Annotated in this window: 25 protein-coding genes; 14 read left to right on the top strand and 11 right to left on the bottom strand. The window is 63.8% G+C overall.

The window, feature by feature from the left end:
• Positions 1–6 precede the first annotated feature (6 nt).
• From lgt to LB523_RS19585, 6 genes are all read left to right on the top strand, one after another.
• Entirely contained in the window at positions 7–861 is an 855-nt protein-coding gene (gene lgt / locus LB523_RS19610) for a prolipoprotein diacylglyceryl transferase (RefSeq protein ID WP_224606102.1), read from the top strand.
• Complete coding sequence (locus LB523_RS19605) at positions 858–1,925, top strand: class I SAM-dependent methyltransferase (protein ID WP_224606099.1); 1,068 nt, start codon at positions 858–860, stop codon at positions 1,923–1,925. The genes lgt and LB523_RS19605 overlap by 4 nt, the downstream gene beginning before the upstream one ends.
• An 87-nt stretch (positions 1,926–2,012) precedes the next feature.
• Complete coding sequence (gene pgeF, locus LB523_RS19600; protein WP_095766532.1) at positions 2,013–2,801, top strand: peptidoglycan editing factor PgeF; 789 nt, start codon at positions 2,013–2,015, stop codon at positions 2,799–2,801.
• A complete protein-coding gene (locus tag LB523_RS19595) occupies positions 2,801–3,952 on the top strand; it encodes a M24 family metallopeptidase (protein WP_095766531.1) in 1,152 nt (383 codons plus the stop codon). Before pgeF ends, LB523_RS19595 begins: the two co-directional genes overlap by 1 nt.
• A gap of 55 nt (positions 3,953–4,007) precedes the next feature.
• Positions 4,008–4,634 (top strand): hypothetical protein, encoded by a 627-nt coding sequence (locus LB523_RS19590; protein WP_224606097.1) that lies wholly within the window; start codon positions 4,008–4,010, stop codon positions 4,632–4,634.
• A 188-nt stretch (positions 4,635–4,822) separates the two neighbouring features.
• On the top strand, positions 4,823–5,758 hold the full coding sequence (locus tag LB523_RS19585) for a ribose-phosphate pyrophosphokinase (protein WP_095766529.1): 936 nt from the start codon (positions 4,823–4,825) through the stop codon (positions 5,756–5,758).
• Here LB523_RS19585 and LB523_RS19580 read toward each other — a convergent pair whose 3' ends face one another.
• Together LB523_RS19580 and LB523_RS19575 are read right to left on the bottom strand one after the other, a co-directional pair.
• The gene (locus LB523_RS19580) at positions 5,759–6,325 is read right to left on the bottom strand and encodes a dihydrofolate reductase family protein (protein WP_224604472.1); all 567 of its coding nucleotides are present in this window, start codon (positions 6,323–6,325) and stop codon (positions 5,759–5,761) included.
• Between the two features lie 115 nt (positions 6,326–6,440).
• Positions 6,441–7,310 carry an AraC family transcriptional regulator gene (locus LB523_RS19575; RefSeq protein WP_224604469.1) on the bottom strand — a complete coding sequence of 290 codons (870 nt, stop codon included), beginning with the start codon at positions 7,308–7,310 and terminating at the stop codon, positions 6,441–6,443.
• 167 nt (positions 7,311–7,477) lie between these two features.
• Here LB523_RS19575 and LB523_RS19570 point away from each other — a divergent pair, with 167 nt between their 5' ends.
• On the top strand, positions 7,478–8,707 hold the full coding sequence (locus LB523_RS19570; protein ID WP_181174692.1) for an MFS transporter: 1,230 nt from the start codon (positions 7,478–7,480) through the stop codon (positions 8,705–8,707).
• A 152-nt stretch (positions 8,708–8,859) separates the two neighbouring features.
• Here the strand turns inward: LB523_RS19570 and LB523_RS19565 are convergent, their stop codons facing one another.
• Together LB523_RS19565 and LB523_RS19560 are read right to left on the bottom strand one after the other, a co-directional pair.
• Positions 8,860–10,146: a glycosyltransferase gene (locus tag LB523_RS19565; protein WP_224606094.1), complete on the bottom strand. Its 1,287-nt coding sequence runs from the start codon at positions 10,144–10,146 to the stop codon at positions 8,860–8,862.
• Between the two features lie 266 nt (positions 10,147–10,412).
• Positions 10,413–11,270 carry an alpha/beta fold hydrolase gene (locus LB523_RS19560; protein ID WP_224606092.1) on the bottom strand — a complete coding sequence of 286 codons (858 nt, stop codon included), beginning with the start codon at positions 11,268–11,270 and terminating at the stop codon, positions 10,413–10,415.
• Positions 11,271–11,414: 144 nt separating this feature from the next.
• On the opposite strand from LB523_RS19560, the gene LB523_RS19555 reads away from it, so the two are divergent.
• On the top strand, positions 11,415–11,864 hold the full coding sequence (locus LB523_RS19555) for a MarR family winged helix-turn-helix transcriptional regulator (protein WP_224606090.1): 450 nt from the start codon (positions 11,415–11,417) through the stop codon (positions 11,862–11,864).
• A 39-nt stretch (positions 11,865–11,903) separates the two neighbouring features.
• On the opposite strand, the gene LB523_RS19550 is transcribed toward LB523_RS19555, so the two are convergent.
• From LB523_RS19550 to LB523_RS19525, 6 genes are all read right to left on the bottom strand, one after another.
• Positions 11,904–12,665 (bottom strand): ABC transporter ATP-binding protein, encoded by a 762-nt coding sequence (locus LB523_RS19550; protein ID WP_224606088.1) that lies wholly within the window; start codon positions 12,663–12,665, stop codon positions 11,904–11,906.
• A 17-nt stretch (positions 12,666–12,682) separates the two neighbouring features.
• Positions 12,683–13,678 (bottom strand): ABC transporter substrate-binding protein, encoded by a 996-nt coding sequence (locus LB523_RS19545; protein WP_224606086.1) that lies wholly within the window; start codon positions 13,676–13,678, stop codon positions 12,683–12,685.
• Between the two features lie 47 nt (positions 13,679–13,725).
• The gene (locus LB523_RS19540; RefSeq protein WP_224606082.1) at positions 13,726–14,574 is read right to left on the bottom strand and encodes an ABC transporter permease; all 849 of its coding nucleotides are present in this window, start codon (positions 14,572–14,574) and stop codon (positions 13,726–13,728) included.
• A gap of 24 nt (positions 14,575–14,598) precedes the next feature.
• Positions 14,599–15,963: an LLM class flavin-dependent oxidoreductase gene (locus tag LB523_RS19535; RefSeq protein WP_224606079.1), complete on the bottom strand. Its 1,365-nt coding sequence runs from the start codon at positions 15,961–15,963 to the stop codon at positions 14,599–14,601.
• Positions 15,964–15,996: 33 nt separating this feature from the next.
• The gene (gene msuE / locus LB523_RS19530) at positions 15,997–16,554 is read right to left on the bottom strand and encodes an FMN reductase (RefSeq protein WP_095766519.1); all 558 of its coding nucleotides are present in this window, start codon (positions 16,552–16,554) and stop codon (positions 15,997–15,999) included.
• A 140-nt stretch (positions 16,555–16,694) separates the two neighbouring features.
• Entirely contained in the window at positions 16,695–17,339 is a 645-nt protein-coding gene (locus LB523_RS19525) for a glutathione S-transferase family protein (RefSeq protein ID WP_224606078.1), read from the bottom strand.
• A 346-nt stretch (positions 17,340–17,685) separates the two neighbouring features.
• Here LB523_RS19525 and LB523_RS19520 point away from each other — a divergent pair, with 346 nt between their 5' ends.
• The 6 genes from LB523_RS19520 (at position 17,686) to LB523_RS19495 (ending at position 22,506) form a co-directional block, all read left to right on the top strand.
• Positions 17,686–18,327, top strand: coding sequence for a 50S ribosomal protein L25/general stress protein Ctc (locus LB523_RS19520; protein WP_224606076.1), 642 nt, complete (start codon positions 17,686–17,688; stop codon positions 18,325–18,327).
• 111 nt (positions 18,328–18,438) lie between these two features.
• Positions 18,439–19,161 carry an aminoacyl-tRNA hydrolase gene (gene pth / locus LB523_RS19515; RefSeq protein WP_095766517.1) on the top strand — a complete coding sequence of 241 codons (723 nt, stop codon included), beginning with the start codon at positions 18,439–18,441 and terminating at the stop codon, positions 19,159–19,161.
• Positions 19,162–19,358: 197 nt separating this feature from the next.
• On the top strand, positions 19,359–20,462 hold the full coding sequence (gene ychF / locus LB523_RS19510) for a redox-regulated ATPase YchF (protein ID WP_224606074.1): 1,104 nt from the start codon (positions 19,359–19,361) through the stop codon (positions 20,460–20,462).
• Between the two features lie 19 nt (positions 20,463–20,481).
• Positions 20,482–21,456, top strand: coding sequence for a magnesium/cobalt transporter CorA (gene corA, locus LB523_RS19505; RefSeq protein ID WP_140543249.1), 975 nt, complete (start codon positions 20,482–20,484; stop codon positions 21,454–21,456).
• 112 nt (positions 21,457–21,568) lie between these two features.
• Positions 21,569–22,039, top strand: coding sequence for a MaoC family dehydratase (locus LB523_RS19500; RefSeq protein ID WP_224543181.1), 471 nt, complete (start codon positions 21,569–21,571; stop codon positions 22,037–22,039).
• Complete coding sequence (locus LB523_RS19495) at positions 22,036–22,506, top strand: MaoC family dehydratase (RefSeq protein ID WP_224606072.1); 471 nt, start codon at positions 22,036–22,038, stop codon at positions 22,504–22,506. The genes LB523_RS19500 and LB523_RS19495 overlap by 4 nt, the downstream gene beginning before the upstream one ends.
• 117 nt (positions 22,507–22,623) lie before the next feature.
• Here the strand turns inward: LB523_RS19495 and LB523_RS19490 are convergent, their stop codons facing one another.
• Positions 22,624–23,169 carry an adenine phosphoribosyltransferase gene (locus tag LB523_RS19490; protein WP_095766724.1) on the bottom strand — a complete coding sequence of 182 codons (546 nt, stop codon included), beginning with the start codon at positions 23,167–23,169 and terminating at the stop codon, positions 22,624–22,626.
• Positions 23,170–23,314: the final 145 nt, after the last annotated feature.

The following is a 23,314-nucleotide window of genomic DNA, read 5'->3' as shown; positions in this document are numbered from 1 at the left end:
CCCGTTTTGAGCGAATATTTCCTGCTGCCGCTGGCCTCCCTGCCCTTCCCCAATATCGATCCGGTCATTGTCCATATCGGGCCGCTGGCGGTGCATTGGTACGGCGTCGGCTATATCGTCGGCATCCTCTTTGCCTGGTGGTACGCCAAGCGCCTGGTCACCAACCCGCGCCTGTGGCCCAACGGCAATCTGCCGATGAAGCCCGAGGATCTCGACGACTTCATTGTCTGGGCGGCGATCGGCGTCGTGCTCGGCGGGCGCACCGGCTACGTGCTCTTCTACGACCTGCCGCGCTATATCGCGCATCCGCTCGACATCTTCGCGGTCTGGCAGGGCGGCATGTCGTTCCACGGCGGCCTGCTTGGCGTCATCCTCGCCATGACGCTGTTTTCGCTCAAGCGCCGCATCCCCACCTGGACATTGTTCGATGTGGTGTCGGCGGGCGTGCCGGTTGGGCTGGGCCTGGTCCGGGTCGCCAACTTCATCAATTCGGAGCTTTGGGGCCGGCCGTCGGACGTGCCCTGGGCGATCGAATTCCCCAATGGCGGCCCGTTCACCCGCCACCCCAGCCAGCTCTACGAGGCGCTGCTCGAAGGGCTCGTGCTTTTCCTGGTGCTGCGCTTCCTCACCAACTCGCGGCTCAAGCTGAAGACGCCGCGCTTCGTCGGCGGCGCCTTCATCTGCGGCTACGGCCTGTCGCGCATCTTTGTCGAGTTCTTCCGCGAGCCCGACCAGCAGCTTGGTTATCTGCTCGGCACCGGCTGGCTGACCATGGGCATGATCCTGTCCACGCCGATGGTGCTCGCCGGTATCTGGGCCATGGCTACGGCGAAGCCGGCGGCCGAGCCGCGGGCGGCATGACCCGGCTGAAGGAGCGCATCATAGGCCTGATCGGCGCGGCGGGGCCGATCCCGGTCAGCGAATATATGGCGCTCTGCCTGTTCGATCCCGACGCCGGTTACTACACGACGCGCGAGCCCTTCGGCGCCGCCGGCGACTTCATCACCGCGCCAGAGATCAGCCAGATGTTCGGCGAGCTTGTCGCCGTCTGGCTCTATCAGGCCTGGCAAGGTGCCGGCCGGCCGTTGCCCGCGACCTTCGCCGAGATCGGCCCCGGCCGCGGCACCCTAATGAAGGATATGCTGCGCACCTGGTCACGGCTCGACCCGGCGCTCGTGGCCGGCGCCTCCTTTGCCATGATCGAGACCAGCCCGCGCTTGGCTGATATCCAGAAGCAGACGCTTGCCGGCGAGAGCGCGCCGCTTGCCTGGCACCAGACCATAGACACGCTGCCGCGGCAGCCGCTCTTCATCGTCGGCAACGAGCTGTTCGACGCGGTGCCGATCCGGCAGTTCGTCCATGTCGGCGAAAGCTGGCGAGAGCGCGTGGTCGGCCTCGATGGCGCCGATGAACTGCGTTTCTTCGCCGGCGCGGGGTCTGTCGATCCGGCACTGCTGCCGGCCGCCGCGGCCGATGCGCCGCAAGGCGCCGTCGCCGAAATCGCGCCCGCCCGTTCGGCGCTGATGGCGGTGATCGCCGAACGCATCGCCGGCCAAGGCGGCGCCGGCCTGTTCATCGACTACGGCCACCTCCGGCCGGGGATCGGCGACACCTTCCAGGCGCTGCGCCGGCATCGGCGCGAAGACGTGCTGGCCAACCCAGGTGAAGCCGATCTCACCGCCCATGTCGATTTCACCCCCCTTGCCGATATGGCGCGCGCTCACGGCCTCGATGTGCAATTGTCGACCCAGGGCGAATTCCTGCTCGGCATGGGCTTGCTCGAGCGCGCCGGCACGCTCGGCGCCGATGCCGATGCCAAGACTCGTCAAGCCATTTCGGAAGCGGTCGAACGCCTGGCCGGCCGCGACGCGATGGGTGAGCTGTTCAAGGTCATGAAGGTCCTGCCGGCGGCCAAAGCCGCCTGAGATCGACGAGCGGCTTCACCGGCTGGTCCGCTTCGTACTCCGAACTTCGCCTTGACGAGACCGCCCCGCACGGACGACAAACCCACCATGCTGAATCAGACCAGACCCGATCCAGTGCGCTCGCCGCTGCTTGAAAAGGCGCAAGGCATGCGCCACGGCTATTTCACGCGCATCGGCGGCGTCTCCGACGGCATCTATCGGGGGCTCAACATCGGCACGGGCTCCAGCGACGATCAGACACTGGTCGCCGAGAACCGGCGGCGCGTTGCCGCCTGGATGGGCGTGCCGGCGGATCATCTGTTGACCGCGCACCAGGTCCATTCGCCGGATGTCGTCGTCGCCAGGGAACCCTTCGCTGGTCCTCGCCCAAAGGCCGACGCCATCGTCACCGACCGTCCGGGCATCGCTATCGGCGCCTCGACCGCCGATTGCGGGCCGGTTCTCTTCGCCGATGCCGAGGCGCGCGTCATCGGTGCCGCCCATGCGGGCTGGAAGGGTGCCTTCACTGGCGTGCTCGAGAATACCGTCGCCGCGATGGAGAGCCTCGGCGCCAGCCGCGAGCGCATCGTCGCCGTGCTCGGTCCTTCCATCGGCCCCGACAATTACGAGGTCGGGCCGGAATTCGTCGCCCGCTTCGTCGAGGCCGACACCGGCAATCATCGCTATTTCAGGCCATCGAGGACCGCCGGCCACTCGATGTTCGATCTCAACCGATATACGGTCGACCGGCTGCGCAAGGCCGGCGTGACCGCTGAGGGGCTTGGCCGCTGCACCTATGCGGAAGAAGACCTGTTCTATTCCTACCGGCGCACCACACACCGCAAGGAAGCGGATTACGGGCGTCAGGTTTCGGCAATCGTTCTGGAGAAAGAATAATGGCGCTGCATTTCGAACGTTCGGAATTCGACGCGCGGCGCGACCGGCTGCTGATCGAGATGGCCGAGAAGAAGCTCGACGCCGTGCTCCTGTTCGCGCAGGAGAGCATGTATTGGCTGACCGGCTACGACACGTTCGGCTTCTGCTTCTTCCAGTGCCTGGTGGTGAAGGCCGACGGCTCGATGGTGCTGCTCACTCGTTCGGCCGATCTGAGACAGGCGCGCCATACCTCGACCATCGAGAACATCGTGCTGTGGACCGATCGTCAGGGCGCCAATCCGGCGATCGACCTGCGCAACCTGCTCAACGACCTCGATCTGCTCGGCGCCCGCATCGGCGTCGAATACGACACCCATGGCTTGACCGCCTACAATGGCCGCCGCCTGGACGAGCAGTTGCAGACCTTCGGCCAGATCGCCGATGCTTCCGGCATCGTCGGCCGGCTGCGCCTGTTCAAGAGCCCGGCCGAGATCGCCAAGGCGGAAAAGGCCGCCAATCTTTCCGACGACGCGCTGGATGCCGCCCTGCCCCTGATCAAGCAAGGCGGCGACGAAGGGCTGATCCTTGCCGCCATGCAGGGCGCGGTCTTTGCCGGCGGCGGCGACTACCCCGCCAACGAATACATCATCGGCTCCGGCGCCGATGCCTTGCTCTGCCGCTACAAGGCCGGCCGCCGCAAGCTCACCAAGAACGACCAGCTGACGCTCGAATGGGCCGGCGTCTTCCACCACTACCATGCCCCCATGATGCGCACCGTTTTGACCGGCAAGGTATCGAAACGTCATCAGGAATTGTTCGACGCTTCCCGCGCCGCCCTGCTCGCGGTCGAAAAGGCGATGACGCCGGGCAACACTTTCGGCGATGTCTTCGACGCGCATGCCCGCACGCTCGAAACGCACAATCTGACCAAGCACCGGCTGAACGCCTGCGGCTATTCGGTCGGCGCCCGCTTCACGCCGTCCTGGATGGACATGCCGATGTTCTACCAGGGCAACACGGAACCGATCGCGCCCAACATGACGCTGTTCGCGCACATGATCATCATGGACTCTGAGACCGAGACCGCGATGACGCTTGGCCGCACCTACCTCACCACGGAATCGGCGCCGAAGCCGCTGTCGCGCCATGATCTCGACTTGATCGTGCAGTGAATCCATAATCGTTCGTTCACGCGGGGGCGTTCGCCAGCAGGGAGTTTTCAGGCAAATGAGACGATCGCAGGCGACGACCGTGTCATTGCTTGCGGCGCTGGCGCTTGGCGCCTGCACCAATGCCAAGGACGTGCTCGAACCTTCGGCGATCATCCCGCCGGCGGGCTCGGCCCAGTCCTCGGCCGCTTCGCAGGGCACATCGACGACGGCCACAACCCCGACCACGACCGCGCCCGCCCCTTCGCCCGCGCCTTCCACCACAGCATCGCCCGCGACATCCAGGACACCGGCCCAGACCGCGGCTGTCGCCAAGACGCGGCTGCAGGTGGCGCCGATCGTCGGCGCGTCCGTGGAGGCTGCGGCGCCCTTGACGGCGGAACTGCAGGCCCGTGCCCGGCAGCGCGGCCTGACGCTTGTCGGCAGCACCGACCAAACGGCCACGCATGTGCTTAAGGGCTATTTTTCGACGATGTCCGAGGGCAAGGACACGACCGTCATCTATGTATGGGACATCTACGACCCCTCCGGCAATCGCCTGCACCGCATCAATGGCCAGCAGAAGGCGCCCGCGGCCGGCAGCGGCGAAGGCTGGCCCACGGTGGCGCCCGCGACCATGCAGGCCATTGCCGACCAGACGATCGACCAGTTCGCCGCCTGGCTCGGCAGCGGCGGCGCCGGTTGACCGGACCAGCGCGGCCGAACTGTTGCCGGCCAAACTGTTGCCGGCTTGCGATGTTTTCCGTGTTTGTTGCGGCCGCCGGAAGGATTCCCCACGACGAGGCTTGCAATACCGGCCCGGCCCGCTAAAAGCCCGCTTAAAAGGCGCATGAGAGTCTCTCCGGCCTCTCCATCCTTCACCAGGAACGGTGCATGAAGCTTTTCGCGGGCAATTCCAATCGGGTGCTGGCCGAGGCGGTCGCTCGCTATCTCAACGTCCCGCTGGGCAAGGCCAGCGTCAGGCGCTTCGCCGACCAGGAAATCTTCGTCGAGATCCAGGAAAACGTGCGCGGCGAGGATGTCTTCATCCTGCAATCGACCTCTTATCCGACCAACGACCATCTGATGGAACTGCTCATCATGATGGACGCCTTCATGCGCTCCTCGGCGCGGCGCATCACGGCGGTCATCCCCTATTTCGGCTATGCAAGGCAGGACCGCCGCGCCTCGGGCCGCACGCCGATCTCGGCCAAGCTGGTCGCCAATATGATCACCCGCGCCGGCGCCGACCGCGTGCTGACGCTTGATCTCCATGCCGGCCAGATCCAGGGTTTCTTCGACATCCCGACCGACAATCTGTTCTCGGTGCCGGTGATGGCCCGCGACGTGAAGGCCAAGTACAAGCAGCTTGGCAATGTCGTCGTCGTGTCGCCGGACATTGGCGGCGTGGTGCGGGCGCGCGCGCTGGCAAAGCGCTTCGACGCGCAACTCGCTATCGTCGACAAGCGCCGCGAGCGTCCCGGCGAATCGGAAGTCATGAACATCATCGGCGCCGTCGCCGGCAAGGACTGCCTCCTGATCGACGACATCGTCGATTCCGGCGGCACGCTTTGCAACGCGGCCGACGCGCTGCTGGCCAATGGCGCGACCTCCGTCACCGCCTACATCACCCATGGCGTGCTCTCCGGCGGCGCCGTTGCCCGTATCGCCGGCTCGAAGCTGCAGGAACTGGTGATCACAGATTCCATTCAGCCGACGCAGGGCGTGCTCGACGCCCCGAACATCCGTGTCATTTCGATCGCCGACCTGCTGGGCGAAGCGATCTCGCGCACCGCGACGGAAGAATCGGTCTCGAGCCTGTTCGATTGATCAGAAACTGGTTCCCGCGGGCGCATAGCGCAGCAGCGTGACCCCTTGGGCAAGGCGCTCCGTGCCGAGCGGCTTTAACGCCAGCGACCGGCCGGACTGGAAATAGGGCTTGCCGCCGCCCAGCACGACCGGATGCACGTAAAGCCGGTATTCGTCGATTAGGCCGGCACGCGCAAGGTGCCCGGCAAGGTCGGCGCCGGAGACCGAAATCTCGCCATCTGTATCCGTCTTGAGGGTCCTTGCCACCGCCTCCGCGTCAGCCTTCACCAGGCGGGCATTCGGCCCGACCTCCTGAAGCGTGGTCGAAAACACGACCTTCGGCGTCTCCCGCCACGCGCGGGCAAAATCCCGCTCGACCTCCCCAGCCGCGATATCGCGTTCCGGGCTGTCCCAGAAGCGCATGGTTTCATACATCCGGCGCCCGCACAGCGCGATCGACGTCCGCCTCATCTCGTCGTTGAAATACCGATGCAATTCTTCCTCGGGAACCGGCAAGTCGATGTCTCCGCTCGGCCCGGCGATGTAGCCGTCCAGCGATGTCAGCATGGCATAGACGATCGTTGCCATGGGGCCTCCGATTTTGCGTTTCTCGCAAAAGAAACATAACTGATTGCAAATTGCAATCAGAATTGGCGCCTAGGCCGAGAACCGGCACACCGGCTCAATGCCGCTTGGCGCTGTTTCACGCGGCGATCGGACCGCCTGTACGGCGCTGGTTCTCACCGGCATCGCGCGAGCCACGCATATAGCCGCGCGGCGAAGCGCCGAGCATGCGCTTGAACATGGTGATGAAGGCCGGCACGCTGTCATAGCCGAGATCGAGCGCCACCCTGGTGATCGGCTCGCCGTCGGCGAGCCTTGGCAACGCCGCGAAAAGGCAGGCCTGCTGGCGCCAGGTCGACAGCGACAGCCCGGTCTGGCGATGGAAGGCGCGGGTGAAAGAGCGCCGGCTCATGCCCGCGGCATCCGCCCATTCGTCGATCGTCGCATGCGGCGAAGGGGCCGCCACGAAACGCCGGCAAAGCGCCGCGAGCTTCGGATCGGACGGGAAAGGCAAGCCGAGTGGTCGTTCCGGCAGGTTCGGGATCTCGTGCAGCAGCAGTCCCATGACAAGTGCTGCCCGCCCTTCGAGCTCGCCGCCCTGCGGCAGCTTCTCCGATTCGACGATCAGGCTGTGCATCAGCTCGGTAATGCCGACGACGCGCAAGCTGTCCGGCAGGCCGGCAATGGCGCCCGGCATCACATAGACCGAGCGCATCGAGACGTCGCCCAACATCTCGACGGAATGCTCGATGCCGGCTGGTATCCACATCGCATGGTCGGGCGGCACCATCCAGCGCCCGTGCCTGGTCGTCACCAGGACCACGCCGACCAGCGCGTGCAGCAGCTGGCTGCGGCTGTGGCGGTGCTGCGGCACGTGATAGCCGTCCGGATATTCGGTCGGCAGCGCGACCGCCGGCCCGACAGCCTGTTCCAGCCATTGCCAGCGGCTTTCATGCAGCCGGCCGAGCTCGGCGGCGTCGCCCTTGAATATCTCCTTGCCATGCGGCATCGATGTGGCCCACTTGCGAAACTATTGGACCAAACCACGAAAGAAGTCGCTTAGCAACGGGCCTATAAGGCCGGCTGCGGTTCGGCCCGCCCAGAGCATGATCCCGAAAAGTGGGAACCGGTTTTCGGAAAAGACCATGCTCCAACAAGAGACTACGGAGCATTGCCTTGACTGATACGACCGCCACCTCCGTCGCCGCACCGGCGCCGGCAAGCAACATCTCGGCGCAGGCGACGGCCTTCACCGTCATTCTTGCGGTGAGCTTCTGCCACTGCGTCAACGACATCATGCAGTCGCTGCTTTCGGCGATCTATCCGCTGCTCAAGGACAATTACGGTCTCGATTTCTGGCAGATCGGCCTTTTGACCTTCACCTTCCAGGTGACGGCCTCGCTGCTGCAGCCGGTGATCGGCATGATCACCGACAAGAAGCCGATGCCCTACTCCTTGCCTTGGGGCATGGCCTCGTCGCTGGTCGGCCTGGTGGTGCTCGCCCATGCCGGTCATTACTGGCTGCTCCTGATCGGCGCCTCGCTGATCGGCATCGGCTCGGCGATCTTCCATCCGGAATCCTCGCGTATCGCCCGCTTCGCCTCGGGCGGCCGGTTCGGCCTGGCGCAATCGCTGTTCCAGGTGGGCGGCAATTTCGGCCAGGCCATGGGCCCGCTGCTCGCCGCCTTCATCGTCGTGCCGTTCGGCCAGACCAGCATTTCCTGGTTCGCCGTCGGCTCGCTGATCGGCATCGTCGTTCTGTGGCGGGTCGGCGGCTGGTACAGCCGGCTGCGCGCCTCGCTGGCCACCCGCAAGCAGGCTGCCCATGTCTCGCCCTTCGCGCGCAAGAAGGTCATGTGGGCGTTGGCCGTGCTGACGCTGCTGGTGCTGACCAAGAACGCATATATCGCCTCGCTCTCCAGCTACTACACCTTCTACGCCATGCATAAATTCGGCGTTTCGGTGCAGATGAGCCAGGTGATGCTGTTCCTCTTCCTCGGCGCCTCGGCGCTGGGCATCCTGCTCGGCGGCCCCTTCGGCGACCGCTACGGCCAGAAGGCGATGATCTGGTTCTCGATCGTCGGTGTGCTACCCTTCACGCTGGCGCTGCCCTACGCCAATCTGGAATGGACGATGGTGCTTACCGTGCTGATCGGCCTGATCCTGTCGTCGGCCTTCTCCAACATCGTCGTCTTCGCGCAGGAGCTGGTTCCGGGCCGCGTCGGCATGATCGCCGGCATCTTCTTCGGCTTCGCCTTCGGCATGGGCGGCATCGCCGCCGCGGTGCTCGGCGTCGTCGCCGACATGAAGGGCATCGACTTCGTCTACCAGATCTGCTCGTACCTGCCCTTCCTCGGCCTGCTGACTGTTTTCCTGCCCAACATGAAGGAAGCGCGGAAAGCCTGAGCCGATCGGATCAGCGGCCAAGCTGCCGTTCAACAAAAGATCGCCGCCGGGTTCGGAGCCTTGAAGGTTTCGGAGCCGGCGGCGGCGTCCCATGGCGCGACGCTTGCTTTATCCAACAAGCAGCTTCTTCCCTCGCCGCCCTCGCGACGAGATCAGCTCCTTCCCCTCAAACCCAGGCGTTGCAAAAGGCCGTGAAGAAAGCGACCCCGGCCATCGGCTGGCTTCGCCGCCGGCTGGCGTTGCCGCCTCGGCAGCGCTGCAAACAGCTCGGGAAGCTTTCGGAGCGTCGAACTCCAAAGCAGCGTGTCGAGCTGCGCGATGTCCGCCGAATTCAGCTCTTCAGGCTCGCTTCTGAGCGCCTGGGCAAGCACATCCCGGAAGTCTTCCGGCCTGTCCGCCAGCCGGACATTCGGCCAATGCTGGAATTGCTCGTAGCCGCGCAACGCGAAGGATGTCGCCACGACCGGCTTGCGGTTGTACAGCGCTTCCGCGGTCTTGATATTCGTGCCGCCGCCCTCGACGATCGGAAGCATCACGACGTCCGCAAGCTCGATCAGCGCGCTGAGGTTCGCGCCGTCCTGCATGCCGAGCAGCTCGATCCGGGCATTGTCGGCGCCACGATGCCGCAGGAATCCGGGATCGTTGCGGATCTGGTCGGCAACGCCGCCAACCACCACAATCCGTTCCGAGGCTGAGAGAAAACCAAGGTCCGGATCCGTCATCTGCAGAAAACCGCGGGCGTTGGGCGGATGGCCCGACCCGACGAACAGCGCCGTGCGCAGGCCGGCGAACCGCGATGCCCAACGATCGAGGCCGACGGGCGTTTCCCGCGGCCATACGCCGTTGGCGGCGACCACCACGCTTGGATTGAGCTTGCGAAAATGGGCTGCATCCTGCTCGCTGACCGCGACCACCAGGTCCGCCTTTGCGGCAAGATCGGACTCGATGTCCGCCGCACGTCGAGCGCTCCAGAGGTCCGTTCCCGCGCCGGCAATCGCGGCCTCTTGCGCCAGCAAGTGCTGTTCGACATTGTGCGAGCTGTAGACGATTGAAAAATTCGCCTCGGGCGGGCACGTCTCAACATACTCACGCAAAGCCGGCCAAAGCCAGCCTTGCTCCACGGCAATGACATCCGGCCTGAAGTCGTCGAGAAATCTTGCGATTTCAAGGCGATGGGAGCTGCTGCGCGCGATGAATTCGGCGGTGGCGATATCGGAACGCCATTTGCGCCTGGCCATCTGCTTGCGAAACCGGCGCGGCATCTCGATGAAAAGATCGCCGGCCTCCATTTCCCGCCTGGCGCCGCGGTTGGGAGTAACGAGGACATGGCGTGTTTCCCATCCACAATCCCGCAGGACCCTGTGGATGGCGTTCGCCCGCAGCTGGCCGCCCTGGACCGGCTGCCGGATCGGATACGTTCCCAGCGAAACATATCTCATCGGATCAGCGTGATGCTGCAATCGCCGGCATCAAGCAGCGATCCTACGACGGCACTCATTTTCTTGCCCCCTTCTCCAGAGGCGACAGTACCATTTTTCGGTGCCGAGTCTGGAGATGATATCGGCGGCCGGGCGCTGACTTCTCGCCGATATCGAAAGGACGGCATAGGGACAATATCGAACGTCCCGCCCAACCGCGAAACGATGATCCGTCATCTTACAGCACCCGCCCGAGGGCGGGTGCTTTCGCGTTTTGGCGGCCAGCCTCAGGCCTTGAAGAAGGCCAGCAGGTCGGCGTTGATGACATCCGCATGGGTCGTTGCCATGCCGTGCGGAAAGCCCTTGTAAACCTTGAGCTCGCCCTTCTTGAGCAGCTTGATCGAGAGGAGCGCAGAGTCGGCGATCGGGACGATCTGGTCGTCGTCGCCATGCATGACCAGCACCGGCACGTCGATTTTCTTCAGGTCCTCGGTGAAGTCTGTTTCTGAGAAGGCCTTGATGCAGTCGTAATGCGCCTTGGCGCCGCCCATCATGCCCTGGCGCCACCAATTGTCGATGACACCTTCGGAAGCCTGGGCGCCGGGACGGTTGAAGCCGTAGAACGGGCCGGCCGGCACGTCGTGGAAGAACTGTGCCCGGTTGGCCGCCAGCGCCGCGCGGAAACCGTCGAACACCTCGATCGGCAGGCCGCCGGGATTGGCCGGCGTCTTCAACATGATCGGCGGCACCGCGCCGATCAGCACGGCCTTGGCGACGCGGCCTCCGCCGCCATGTTGCGCGACATAGCGCGCCACCTCGCCGCCGCCTGTTGAATGACCGACATGGATGGCATTCTTGAGGTCGAGATGTTCCGCGAGCGCCGCCACATCCGCGGCATAGGTGTCCATCTCATTGCCGGTATCGGTCTGGCTGGACCTGCCATGGCCGCGCCGGTCATGTGCGATGACGCGGTAGCCCTGTGCCAGGAAGAACAGCATCTGGGCGTCCCAGTCGTCGCTGCTCAGCGGCCAGCCATGGTGGAAGACGACCGGCTGGCCAGTCCCCCAGTCCTTGTAGAAGATCTGCGTTCCGTCCTTCGTGGCGATCGTGCCGCTGCCCGAACCCGACTTGGTCTGCGAGGTCATCTCAATCTCCTTGTATTAGCGCGATAAACAATATCGCGATAATTATTTGGTAATGGAGATCGGGAGCCTTGTCCACGAAAAAATGTATCGCGATACCATTTCCCGTGGTACACAAAGGATGCTCAGTCGGCAAAGGAATGCGCCGTGCCTCTCCCGTTGGACAATCAGCTCTGCTTCACCCTCTACGCCACCAGCATGGCGATCAACCGCACCTACAAGCCGATGCTGGACGAGATGGGGATCACCTATCCGCAATATCTGGTGCTCAATGCGCTGGGAGAGACGGACGGCATGTCGGTGGGCAGCATCGCGCATCGGCTGGCCCTCGAATCGAGCACCATCACGCCGCTGGTGAAACGCATGGAACAGGCAGGCCTTGTCACCCGCCAGCGCAGCCAGACGGACGAGCGCCAGGTGCAGGTCGATCTCACCGCCGCCGGACGTGCTCTGCTCGTCCGGTGCAATTGCCTGAACGAGACCCTGATCGAGCGCTCAGGCATGAAACTGGCTGAACTCGATGCGCTGAACCGGCAAATCCAGGCGCTGCGCAATGCTTTAAGCGGCGGCCAGGTGCTGGACACCGCCCAAGGCTAATTGAGATCAAGATCGAGCCGGCATCACCTGAATATCAACCTAGTGCAGGCCGAACTCGCGTAGCAACTCCTCGCGATAGCGCACGAAGCGGCTTTCGCTGCGCTCGCGCGGCCGCGGTAGGTCGACATCGATCAGTCGCGCCGCGCCGCCTTTCTCCCTGGGCAGGATCAGCACCCTGTCGGCAAGATAGATCGCCTCTTCAAGGTCATGAGTCACCATGACCATGGTGACATTCTCGTCGCTCCAGATGCGCGCCAGCTCCTCCTGCATGGAGATCTTGGTCATGGCGTCGAGCGCCCCGAGCGGCTCGTCGAGCAGCAGGATTTCCGGCTGCACCGTCAGTGCCCTGGCGATGCCGACGCGCTGCGCCATGCCGCCGGAGAGCTGCCTGGGATATGCATCGCTGAATTCGGCAAGGCCGACCAGGGCGACATAGAAACGCGCCCGCTTCTCGGCCTCCGCCTTGGCAATGCCGCGCACTTCGAGACCGAAGGCGACATTGCCGAGCACAGTCAGCCAGGGCAGCAGCCGCGGCTCCTGGAAAATTACCGCTCGCTCTTCGCCGACGCCCTCAATCCGCTTGCCGTCGATCGCGACGGCGCCGCCATCGGCCCGCTCCAGCCCGGCAAGGATGCGCAGCAGCGTCGTCTTGCCGGAACCGCTTGCGCCGACAATGACCAGGCATTCGCCGGAGCGGATATCGAGATTGAGCGAGCGCAGCACGGCAAGCTGCCGCCCGGCGAGAGCGAAGGATTTCGACAGGTCGCGGATCGTGACATCGCCGCCGCGTGCCGTGGGCATGGTTTGCGTCTCCGTGCTCAATTGGTCTTGGTTTCGCCGAGACGGTAGAGAATGTCGGAAGCCTTGAGCTTGCCTTTCGGCAGCCGGCCGTCGCGCTCGAGGATATTCACCCAGAACTCGACGTCGCGGTCGGTCACCGCCGCCTTTTCGCGCAGGCCGAAGCCGGTCCAGTAGCGCGCCAGCTCGCCATTCTCGCCACGCCTGTTGAGGATGTCGGCGAGCAGCTTGCGCGTCTCGTCCGGATTTTGCCGCGACCAGTCCGACGCGCGCGCCGACTGTTCGACGAAGTTGTGGGCTGCCTCCGGATTCGCCGTGATGAAATCACGACGCAGGACGACGAAGCCACCGGCGATTTCGCCGAGCACGTCGGTATCGTTGAAGACGCCGCGCACACCGCCATTGCTGACCAGTTGGCCCGCAAACGTCGCTTGCCAATAACCCAGCCCGGCAATATCGACCTGACGCGAGCGCAAGGTCTGTTCGAGCTGCGGCCCGGGCACCACCACCAGCTTGGCCGCGTCCGGCGGCAGGCCAACGCTGTGCAGCGCCTCGCGCACCGTATAATCGAGATGGGCGCCGAGCGTGTTGACCGAGATCGTCTTGCCGGCAATGTCGGCGATCGATTTGATCGGACTGTCTTCCAGCACGTAGAAGACACTCTTCACATCCTTGTTGATGCCGTTGCTGGGATAAGCCGCGACGAAGTCGTTGCCGCCGGCGATAGAGTTGATCACCGCCGGCGTGGCTGCCGAGCCCAGGTCGACGCTGCCGGACGCGAGCGCGAACAGCGATTCCGGGCCGCCCGCGGCATAGCCGACATTTTCGAGCTCGATGCCGAGGCCCTTGAAATAGCCGAGCGCGTCGGCCAGCTCATGCGGGGAGATGCTGCCGCGGCTGGCGAGATAGCGGATCTTGACGGATGCGGCTTGCGCCATGGCGATCGACGGCAGGCCGGCGAGAATGCCGGCAGCAAGCGGAGCGCGCAGGAGAAGCGAACGGCGGGTGATGCTCATGATCAAGCCTTTCGTTGTTTTGGGAGTGACGGTGAAGGTTTGGGTGCTTAGCCGGCTGAAACATTCCAACGACACAGCCGCCGCTGCAGGACGACCAGCACCTGGTTGGCGATCAGGCCGAGTGCCGCCAGGATGACGATCGCCGCGAACATCAGCGGAATCTGGAAATTGTACTGGGCATTCATCACCTGGAAGCCGATGCCCTTGTTGGCACCGATCATCTCCGAAGCGATCAAGAGCAGCAGCGCGGTCGTGGCGCCGAGCCGCAGGCCGACGAAGATCGACGGCACAGCGCCCGGCAGCACGACGCGGCGGAAATTCGTCAGCCGCCGGGCGCCATAGGCGCGCGCCATTTCGAGCAGCTTCGGGTCGACCTCCTTGACGCCGCTGAAGGTGTTGAGCAGCAGCGGAAACAGCGTCGCCCAGAAGATGACGAACACCTTCGAAGCTTCACCCAGTCCCAGAAGCAGGATGAACACCGGGTAGAGCGCCAGCGCCGAGGTCTGACGGAACAACTGCAGGATCGGGTCGAGCGCGGTCTCCACGGCACGCGCCTGGCCCATGACCAGGCCAAGCGGAATGGCGACGACGACGGCCGCCGCGAATGCAAGGCCGGCACGCTGCAGGCTGATGGCTATGTCGCCGAGCAGGCTGCCGCCAATGAGGCCCTTCCAGAGCGCCGCGACGATCGTGTCGACCGGCGGCAGCACGGCCGAATTGACCCAGCCGCTGCTCGCTGCCACCTGCCAGAACACGAGGAAGCCGAGCAGCACGCCATAACGCGACAGGATTCGCGCCGAAGTCCGCGTCAGGAGGCGCAGCGGCTCCATGCCGGTGCCGCTGCCACCCTCATGCCGGCCGATACCGACCGTCTTTTCGATATGCTGCAAAGTCATCGTCTTGCCCTCTCGCGTCAGGAATCATTCGGCGGCGAGCACGGTCGAGCGCGCGGCCGTCCACGGATTCTGCGGTCGCCTCAGGCCAAGATTTTTGCGCAGCGTCCTGCCCTCGTAAGCGGTGCGGAACAGGCCGCGACGTTGCAGCTCCGGGATCACCAGGTCTACGAAGTCGTCGAGCGCGCCGGGCAGCCATGGCGGCAGGATATTGAAGCCGTCGGCGGCCTCGCTCGTGAACCATTCCTCCAGCTGATCGGCGACCTGGGCGGCACTGCCGATCACCGTGTAATGGCCGCGCGCGGTCGCAACCCACTGATAGAGCTGGCGGATCGTGAAATTATGCTCGTCCGCGATCTGGCGGATCAGCGCCTGGCGGCTCTTCATGCCTTCGGTCTCCCTGCTCGGCGGCAGCGGGCCGTCGAGCGGATAGTCCCTGAGGTCGAGCGTCTGGCCGGCAAGCCCGTTGAGCAGCGCCACGCCGTCCTCCGGCAGGATCAGGTCGTTCAGCTGCTGGTATTTGGCACGGGCCTCTTCCTCGGTGCGGCCGACGAAGGGCGCCACGCCCGGCATGATAAGCACCTGCGCCGGATCGCGCCCGGCCTCTGCGACGCGCGCCTTGATGTCGCGATAGAACTCCTGCGCCGAGGCAAGGTTCTGATGCGCGGTGAATATCACCTCGGCCGACGCCGCCGCGAGTCCGCGACCGTCCTCCGACTGTCCCGCCTGCACGACCACCGGATGACCCTGCACCGGACGCGGCACGTTGAGCGGCCCCTTGACGCTGAAATGCGCGCCCTTGTGGTTCACGTCATGCAGCTTGTCCTTGTCGTAGAAACGGCCCGTCTTCTTGTCGCGGATGAAGGCGTCGTCTTCCCAGCTGTCCCACAGCGCCTTGACCGTTTCGACATGCTCATGCGCCCGCGCATAGCGCTCGGCATGATTGGGCTGGACGTCACGATTGAAGTTGCGCGCCGTGTCGTCGCCGGCCGACGTCACCACGTTCCAGCCGGCGCGCCCGTTCGACAAAAGATCGAGCGAGGCGAATTTGCGCGCGAGCGTGTAGGGTTCTTCATAGGTGGTCGAGGCGGTGGCGATGAAGCCGATATGCGTGGTCAACGGCGCCAGCGCGGCAAACAATGTCACCGGCTCGAAACCGGCGATCTTGGCGTTGCCGCCTTCACGGGCGCCGAGGCCGATGGTGAGATTGTCAGCCAGGAAATAGGCGTCGAACAGACCCCGCTCGGCGGTCAGTGCGAGTTGCTTGTGGAACTCGAAATTGGTGGCGCCATCGGCCGGCGCGTCCGGATGGCGCCAAGCCGCGACGTGCTGGCCGCCGCCGGGCAGAAAGGCGCCGAGCTTGATCTGTCTGGATGTGCTGGAGCTGGTCATGGCTGATCCTTCGGGTTCCAAAACTGCCTGAATTCAGGCGGCGAGGCCGACGCTGCGAGTTTCGCCAACGATGCGCAAAACCTCGGCAACGGCCTGTCGGGCGCGGGCTTGGGTGGCTTCCGACACCAGCACGCCGTCGGTGAAATCCTTGTCGGAAGCGTAGATCGCGGTCGGCATGGTGAGCGCTTCGAAGAAGCCGAACAGCGGCCGCAGCTGATGCTCGACAATCAGCGAATGGCGCTCGCCGCCGCCCGTGGCAACGAGAATGATCGGCTTGCCGCGCAGCGACGACGGATCGAGCAGATCGAACAAGTGCTTGAAAAGTCCGGTATAGCTGCCTTTGAAGGTCGGCGACCCCACTACCAGAACGTCGGCGCCGAGCAATTGCTCAACGATATTGCGCGCCGTTTGATCGAGATCGGAAATGCGCCGTGCCGACGGGAACGATAGACCGAGATCTTCAATGTCATGGACCGCCGAGGCCGCCCCGATGCGGCCAGCCGCTTCGTCCGCGATCTGCGTGATAAATGCCTTGGTCTTTGACGGACGGGTCAGATTGCCGGAAAATCCAACCACCAGCTTCTTTGTCATGTTCGGGCTCTCCTCGCGGACATTTCTTCATTAAGGCTACAGGTTTTGTAGAATTAAATGAGCGAGAAGATTTCAAAACGCGCCGCGCAAACGGATTGAGTTTGCGCGGGAGAAGCGTTGATTGGTTCAGCCCATGCGGGTCAGGCCTCGACCTTGACCGGAGCCAGTGGAGGCGCCTGAAGTCCCTGGAACGGGTCGCGCCAGGCATCGATCGCCTCGAGCCGGCCATACCAGCGGCGGATAGACGGGTAGTCGTCGAGCGGCAATCGGGCGGCATCGTTGAAAGGCAGGAACGTCGCCATGCGGAAGTCGGCATAGGAGACGGAATTGCCGACCAGCCAATCGCGTCCGGCAAGCTCAGGCTCGAGGATCGCGGCGGCGGCGTGGAACTGCCTCAGTCCCTCCTCGACCAGCGCGCGGTCGATAGGACCAAGCCCATAGCGCTGCTTGGTCCCACGCTCGAAATGCACCATGTCGCAAGCGAAAGCGAACCGTTCCTTGCCCCAGCTGATCCAGCGGATCATGTCCGGCTCGTCCTGCCCGCCGCGCCAGAAATCCGAATGCGTCTCGCGCGAAAGCCGGCAGGCGATGGCGTCGGTCTCCCAAAGGCTCCATCCCGGCCCGACCAGGATCGGCAAGGTCAGATTGGGGTTCAGCGCGCGATAGCGTTCGGCCTGCCCCGGCGCCATGGGCGATGCGAACTCGAACGCGATCTCCGCCTTGAGATGGCGCGCCGTCGCGACCGCGAGGCGAGGATTGGGATTGCGGCTGAACAGAAGCTTCATATTGGTCCCCATGGATTTGGCCACATGCCCGCAGGACGGCTGAGAACTGCGCGTTCCTACATTTGCCGCAAGTCGGATTTCCGGTTTATCCTTTCGGCACCGGAAACCGCCCGCAACCCGCCCGGCCAACCGCTTGCACCCTTGCCCGCCTTCCGCTATAGAGCCGCCACCCGCGTAGACACCCTTGGAGGCAACGCGGAGGAAGGCCGGCCAGGCCTGCATGATCCCCTAGACGCTTTTGGATCGCCAAACGCATCGACAGATCGTGCAAGGCCGCGACGGCTTTCGACGTTTACGGACGGGTTTGCCGGCCGCGAACGCTCCACAACACGCGAAAGGAAATGCCATGAGCCACGATGCTTATGAGCTGAAAGCCGAAGCGCGCGAACAGGTCGGTAAGGGGTCCGCCCGTGCAGTTCGTCGCGACGGTAAAGTGCCTGCAGTTATCTATGGCGACAAGCAGCCTCCCCTGGCAATTGCGCTCAACTACAAGGACATCTTCTACAAGATCCATGGCGGCGGGTTTCTGACCACGATCGCCACGATCGATGTCGACGGCAAGAAGATCCAGGTCCTGCCGAAGGATTTCCAGCTCGACCCGGTCAAGGATTTTCCTGTCCATGTCGACTTCCTGCGCATTGGCAAGGACACCGAAGTCAATGTCGACGTGCCTGTCCACTTCATCAATGAAGACAAGTCGCCAGGCATCAAGCGCGGCGGCGTGCTCAACATCGTTCGTCACGAAGTCGAGTTCCACTGCCCGGCCAACGCGATCCCGGAGTTCATCACCGTCGATCTCACCGGCACCGACATCGGCGATTCGATCCATATCTCGGCGGTCAAGCTGCCGGCCGGCGTCAAGCCGGTCATCTCCGATCGCGATTTCACCATCGCGACCATTGCCGGCTCGTCGGCGATGAAGCCGGAGACGGAAGCGACCACGGAAGCTGTGGAAGAGACGGCGGCCCCGGAGGCCGAAGAGAAGTAATTCTCCGAGCCGGATGATTTCATCCGGCTCTAAACCAAAGAAATAGAGCATGATGTTTTCCGAAAACCGCTTCCCACTTTTCGGCATCGTGCTCTAAGTCTGGAGGCGGCGATGCTTGTCTTTGCAGGCCTCGGCAATCCGGGCGCGAAATACGAAAACAACCGGCACAATGTCGGCTTCATGGCGGCGGACGCGATTGCCCGCCGCCATTCCTTTTCGCCCTGGTCGAGAAAATTCCAGGGCTTGGTCTCAGAAGGCACGCTCGGCGGCGAAAAAATCCTGCTGATCAAGCCGCAAACCTTCATGAACCTCTCCGGACAGTCGGTCGGCGAAGCGCTGCGCTTCTACAAGCTCGAACCATCCGCCCTCACCGTCTTCTACGACGAGATCGACCTTGCTGCCGGCAAGCTCCGGGTCAAGGTGGGCGGCGGCTCCGGCGGCCATAACGGCATCCGCTCGCTCGACCAGCATGTCGGCAACGCCTATCGCCGGGTGCGCATCGGCGTCGGCCATCCCGGCGTCAAGGAGATGGTGCATGGCCATGTGCTTGGCGATTTCGCCAAGGCCGACCGCGAGTGGCTCGATGTCCTGCTGGACGCAATCGCCGACGCTGCCGGCTTGCTCGCCAAGGGCGACGACAGCTCGTTCATGAACCGGGTCACGCTCGCCTTGCGCGACAAGCTTGTGCCGACCGGCGACGACGACCGCCCGCCGCCCAAGGCGCCGAAGCAGCAAAGCCATGTCCGCCAGGCGCGCCCGCAGCAGCCAGCGGCAAAGCTCCCAGAAAGCGGCCCGATGGCTGCCATGCTGAAGAAGCTCTTTGGCAAGGACTAAAGCATGTCTCCCGAAAGTGGGAACCGGTTTCGGGGTAAAGACATGCGCAAAATCAAAAGCCTAAAGCGCAGGGAGCGAATCTAAAAGATCGCGACGCGCTTTAGGCCCTGTCACGATAAAGGCATGGGGCTTGACGTTCGTCACCCCTATCGCCCATAGCCCTCACCAAAATCGATTTCCGACAGGATTGGACGAACATGGGTTTCAAATGTGGCATCGTTGGCTTGCCCAACGTCGGCAAGTCGACACTGTTCAACGCGCTGACCAGGACGGCCGCCGCGCAGGCCGCCAACTATCCTTTCTGCACCATCGAGCCGAACACCGGCGAGGTGGCGGTGCCTGACCCGCGCCTGCAGAAGATCGCGGCGATCGGCAAGTCGAAGGAGATCATCCCGACCCGCATCTCCTTCGTCGATATCGCCGGCCTGGTGCGCGGCGCCTCCAAGGGCGAAGGGCTGGGCAACCAGTTCCTCGCCAACATTCGCGAGGTTGACGCCATCGTGCACGTGCTGCGCTGCTTCGAGGATGACGACATCACCCATGTCGAAGGCCGTATCGACCCTGTCGCCGACGCCGAGACGGTCGAGACCGAGCTGATGCTCGCCGACCTCGAAAGCCTCGAGCGCCGCATCGCCCAGATCCGCAAGCGCGCCGCCGGCAAGGACAAGGAAGCCATGGCCGTCCTGCCCATGATGGAGGCCGCGCTCGAGCTTCTGCAGGCCGGCAAGCCGACGCGCTTCCTGCTCAACGGCATCACCGCGGAGGACCTGCGCATCCTGCAGGGGCTGAATCTGCTCACCTCGCATCCCGTTCTCTATGTCTGCAACGTCGCCGAGGCGGACGCCGCCACCGGCAACGAGCACACCAGGGCGGTGGAGAAGATGGCGGCCGCGCAGGGCGCGGGCACGGTTGTAATCTCGGCGGCGATCGAGGCTGAAGTCGCCCAGCTTTCCGACGAGGAGGAAATGGAATTCCTTGCCTCGATCGGCCTCGATGAGCCGGGCCTCAACAAGGTCATCCGCGCCGGCTACGAGCTCCTGCATCTGATCACCTATTTCACCGTCGGACCGAAGGAGACGCGCGCCTGGACGATCCACAAGGGCGATAAGGCGCCGCAGGCGGCCGGCGTCATCCACACCGATTTCGAGCGCGGCTTCATCCGCGCCCAGACGATCGCCTACAACGACTTCGTCACGCTGGGCGGCGAGGCGGCCGCCAAGGAAGCCGGCAAGGCGCGAGACGAAGGCAAGGAATACGTGGTTCAGGACGGCGACATCATGCTGTTCAAGTTCAACACCTGATCTCCAGGGAGACCCGGCGATGATAAAGACCTTCGTCGTGGACAATGATCGCCTGCGTCTTACCGAGGACCTTGCGGCGGATGGCGACAGGGTCGTCTGGGCCGATCTTTTCAACCCGACCAAGGAGGAAGAGGCGCGCATCGAGAGCTGGCTGGGCATTGCCATCCCGACCCGCGAGGAGATGGAAGAGATCGAGATTTCGAGCCGGCTCTATATCGAGGACGGTGGCTACTTCATGACCGCCGTGCTGCCGGCGCAGACCGAGGCCGACGATCCCTTGATGTCGCCGGTAACCTTCGCGCTCGCCGGCAAGAGGCTGATCACCATCCGCTATCATGAGCCCAAGGCCTTCAAGACTTTCCCGCAGCGCGCCGAAAAGGTGGCGACCGGCTGCACCAGCGGCGACACCATCCTGATCGGCCTCCTCGAGGCGATCGTCGATCGCCTGGCCGACATCCTCGAGCGCGCCGGCCGCGAGGTGGAAACGATCTCGCGCGACATTTTCGAGGCGCGCTCGACCAAGGCCTCGAAGCGCAACCGCGATTTCCAGGAGCTCCTGAAAGGCATCGGCCGCAAGGAGGACATCGCTTCCTCGGTCCGCGACAGCCTGATCTCGTTGCAGCGCCTGGCCGGCTTTCTCGCCCATGTCGCTGACCAGACCAAGATGAGCAAGGATGTGCGCGCCCGCATCAAGACGCTGTCGCGCGACGTGCTCTCGCTCGCCGACCATGCCACCTTCCTGTCGCAGAAGATCTCCTTCCTGCTCGATGCCACGCTCGGCATGATCTCGATCGAGCAGAACGCCATCATCAAGATCTTCTCGGTCGCCGCCGTCATCTTTCTGCCGCCGACGCTGGTCGCCTCGATCTACGGCATGAACTTCGACATCATCCCCGAGCTCAAATGGGAGTTCGGCTACCCCTTCGCCATCGCCCTGATGGTGGTCTCGGCGATCCTGCCCTTCTGGTATTTCCGCCGCCGCGGCTGGCTCTGACGGACTTGGCCGGCGACGGCTGGCTTACCAGAAATCACTTGACCAAATCGACTTGGGCCGGCATCCGGGTTTTCCGATCCTCGGGATCGTGTTCGTCAACCGGATTGCCGACATGACCGGAAAAACCTGGGCTTATGAGGATTTCGCCGAAGGCGCCTCGCTCGACCTCGGCAGCAAGGACGTAAGTGCCGCCGAGATCATCGAATTCGCTTCGGAGTTCGATCCGCAGCCGATGCATCTCGACGAGGAAGCCGGCAAGGCGAGCATCCTCGGCGGGCTTTCGGCTTCGGGCTGGCATACCTGTGCGATGTTCATGCGCATGCTGTGCGATGCCTTCCTGCTCGATTCGACCTCGCAGGGCTCGCCCGGCATCGAGCATGTGAAATGGAAGAAGCCGGTGCTGGCCGGCGACAGGCTTACCGGCACGCTCACCATACTTTCCAAGCGCCAGTCGAAATCGAGGCCGCAGCTCGGCTTGGTCACCATGCGCAGCGAGCTCGTCAACCAGCGCGGCGAAAGCGTCTTCGAACTCGAAAACACCGGCATGTTCCTCGCGCGTGATGCCGCAAGGGACCTGTCATGACCCTGGACGAGTATTTCCTGATTGGCGAGACCGTCACGCTCGGCTCGCATAAATTCGAAGCCGACGAGATCAAGGCGTTCGCCAACAAATACGATCCGCAAATCTTCCACGTCGATGAAGAGGCGGCAAAGAAGAGCGTGCTTGGCGGGCTCTGCGCCTCAGGCTGGCACACCGCCGCCACCTGGATGAAATACAATCTCGAAAAGCGCATGGAGACCGAGGGCGTGCGCTGGACAGGCCCCGGTCCGCGGCCCGAGTTCGGCCCCTCGCCCGGCTTCCGCAATTTGAAGTGGCTGAAGCCGGTCTACGCCGGCGAGACCGTGACTTTCACGCGCACCGCGCAGGCGCACCGCCCGCTCGCCGGGCGCCCAGGCTGGAACCTGCTGACGCTGCGTTCGGAAGGTTTCGATTCGACCGGCGACAAGGTGATTGAGTTCGACAGCGCCGTTCTGGTGAAGGTGGCGTGAGTAGTGAAGTGAGTAGTGAGTAGTGAGTAGTGAGTAGTGAGTAGTGAGTAGTGAGTGCGGATAAATTCGAACGTTCGCCATAGAACACCGATATCACTACTCACTACTCACTACTTCCTAATGCCCCTCGAACCCGATCAACGTCCTGACCGGCACGCCTAGCGCTTCCAGCTTCTGACGGCCGCCGAGGTCCGGCAGGTCGATGACGAAGCAGGCGGCGACGATGTCGGCGCCGATCTGCCTGAGCAGCTTCACCGCGGCTTCCGCCGTGCCGCCGGTGGCGATCAGGTCGTCGACCACGATCACCTTCTCCCCCGGCGAGACGCCGTCCTTGTGCATCTCCATCTCGTCCAGGCCGTATTCGAGGCTGTAGGCGACGCGCACCGTCTCGTAGGGCAGCTTGCCTTTCTTGCGGATCGGCACGAAGCCTGCCGAAAGCTGGTGCGCCACGGCGCCGCCCAGGATGAAGCCCCGCGCCTCGATGCCGGCGATCTTGTCGATCTTCAATCCGGCATAGGGATGGACCAGCTCGTCGATGGCGCGGCGGAAGGCGCGCGCGTCGCCAAGCAGCGTGGTGATGTCGCGAAACAGGATGCCGGGCCTGGGGTAGTCCGGAATGGTGCGGATGGCCGCAAGCAGCGTGTCTTCGAGGGAGGATTTCATCGAGGCTTTCCGCGTGTCCGGCTGTCGGATTTGGCGGCGTCGGCCTTTGCTGCCCGACGCGACCGACAAGGGCTACCGCGATGTCGCGCCAGAGACAAGCACATCCGGCAAAGGATCGGCACCGATCGGCCTCGGCCATAATGAA

The sequence above is a fragment of the Mesorhizobium sp. ESP-6-4 genome (genome assembly GCF_020164735.1).
Taxonomy (GTDB): domain Bacteria; phylum Pseudomonadota; class Alphaproteobacteria; order Rhizobiales; family Rhizobiaceae; genus Mesorhizobium.
The sequence above is the reverse complement of the archived record's forward strand: the minus strand, read 5'-3'. Positions and strand labels throughout refer to the sequence as shown.

Excerpts from the sequence above, each read along its gene's own strand:
- LB523_RS19550 (WP_224606088.1), bottom strand. The coding sequence starts at position 12,665 with ATGCCCACGGCACGCGGCGGCGATGTCACGATCCGCGACCTGTCGAAA.
- LB523_RS19595 (WP_095766531.1), top strand. The coding sequence starts at position 2,801 with ATGGCGCTGCATTTCGAACGTTCGGAATTCGACGCGCGGCGCGACCGG.
- LB523_RS19560 (WP_224606092.1), bottom strand. The coding sequence starts at position 11,270 with ATGACCTCGCAGACCAAGTCGGGTTCGGGCAGCGGCACGATCGCCACG.
- LB523_RS19490 (WP_095766724.1), bottom strand. The coding sequence starts at position 23,169 with ATGAAATCCTCCCTCGAAGACACGCTGCTTGCGGCCATCCGCACCATT.
- LB523_RS19525 (WP_224606078.1), bottom strand. The coding sequence starts at position 17,339 with ATGAAGCTTCTGTTCAGCCGCAATCCCAATCCTCGCCTCGCGGTCGCG.
- corA (WP_140543249.1), top strand. The coding sequence starts at position 20,482 with ATGATAAAGACCTTCGTCGTGGACAATGATCGCCTGCGTCTTACCGAG.
- LB523_RS19590 (WP_224606097.1), top strand. The coding sequence starts at position 4,008 with ATGAGACGATCGCAGGCGACGACCGTGTCATTGCTTGCGGCGCTGGCG.
- ychF (WP_224606074.1), top strand. The coding sequence starts at position 19,359 with ATGGGTTTCAAATGTGGCATCGTTGGCTTGCCCAACGTCGGCAAGTCG.
- LB523_RS19565 (WP_224606094.1), bottom strand. The coding sequence starts at position 10,146 with ATGAGATATGTTTCGCTGGGAACGTATCCGATCCGGCAGCCGGTCCAG.
- LB523_RS19575 (WP_224604469.1), bottom strand. The coding sequence starts at position 7,310 with ATGCCGCATGGCAAGGAGATATTCAAGGGCGACGCCGCCGAGCTCGGC.
- pth (WP_095766517.1), top strand. The coding sequence starts at position 18,439 with ATGCTTGTCTTTGCAGGCCTCGGCAATCCGGGCGCGAAATACGAAAAC.
- msuE (WP_095766519.1), bottom strand. The coding sequence starts at position 16,554 with ATGACAAAGAAGCTGGTGGTTGGATTTTCCGGCAATCTGACCCGTCCG.
- LB523_RS19535 (WP_224606079.1), bottom strand. The coding sequence starts at position 15,963 with ATGACCAGCTCCAGCACATCCAGACAGATCAAGCTCGGCGCCTTTCTG.
- LB523_RS19540 (WP_224606082.1), bottom strand. The coding sequence starts at position 14,574 with ATGACTTTGCAGCATATCGAAAAGACGGTCGGTATCGGCCGGCATGAG.
- LB523_RS19520 (WP_224606076.1), top strand. The coding sequence starts at position 17,686 with ATGAGCCACGATGCTTATGAGCTGAAAGCCGAAGCGCGCGAACAGGTC.
- LB523_RS19585 (WP_095766529.1), top strand. The coding sequence starts at position 4,823 with ATGAAGCTTTTCGCGGGCAATTCCAATCGGGTGCTGGCCGAGGCGGTC.
- LB523_RS19495 (WP_224606072.1), top strand. The coding sequence starts at position 22,036 with ATGACCCTGGACGAGTATTTCCTGATTGGCGAGACCGTCACGCTCGGC.
- LB523_RS19545 (WP_224606086.1), bottom strand. The coding sequence starts at position 13,678 with ATGAGCATCACCCGCCGTTCGCTTCTCCTGCGCGCTCCGCTTGCTGCC.
- LB523_RS19500 (WP_224543181.1), top strand. The coding sequence starts at position 21,569 with ATGACCGGAAAAACCTGGGCTTATGAGGATTTCGCCGAAGGCGCCTCG.
- LB523_RS19605 (WP_224606099.1), top strand. The coding sequence starts at position 858 with ATGACCCGGCTGAAGGAGCGCATCATAGGCCTGATCGGCGCGGCGGGG.
- pgeF (WP_095766532.1), top strand. The coding sequence starts at position 2,013 with ATGCTGAATCAGACCAGACCCGATCCAGTGCGCTCGCCGCTGCTTGAA.
- LB523_RS19580 (WP_224604472.1), bottom strand. The coding sequence starts at position 6,325 with ATGGCAACGATCGTCTATGCCATGCTGACATCGCTGGACGGCTACATC.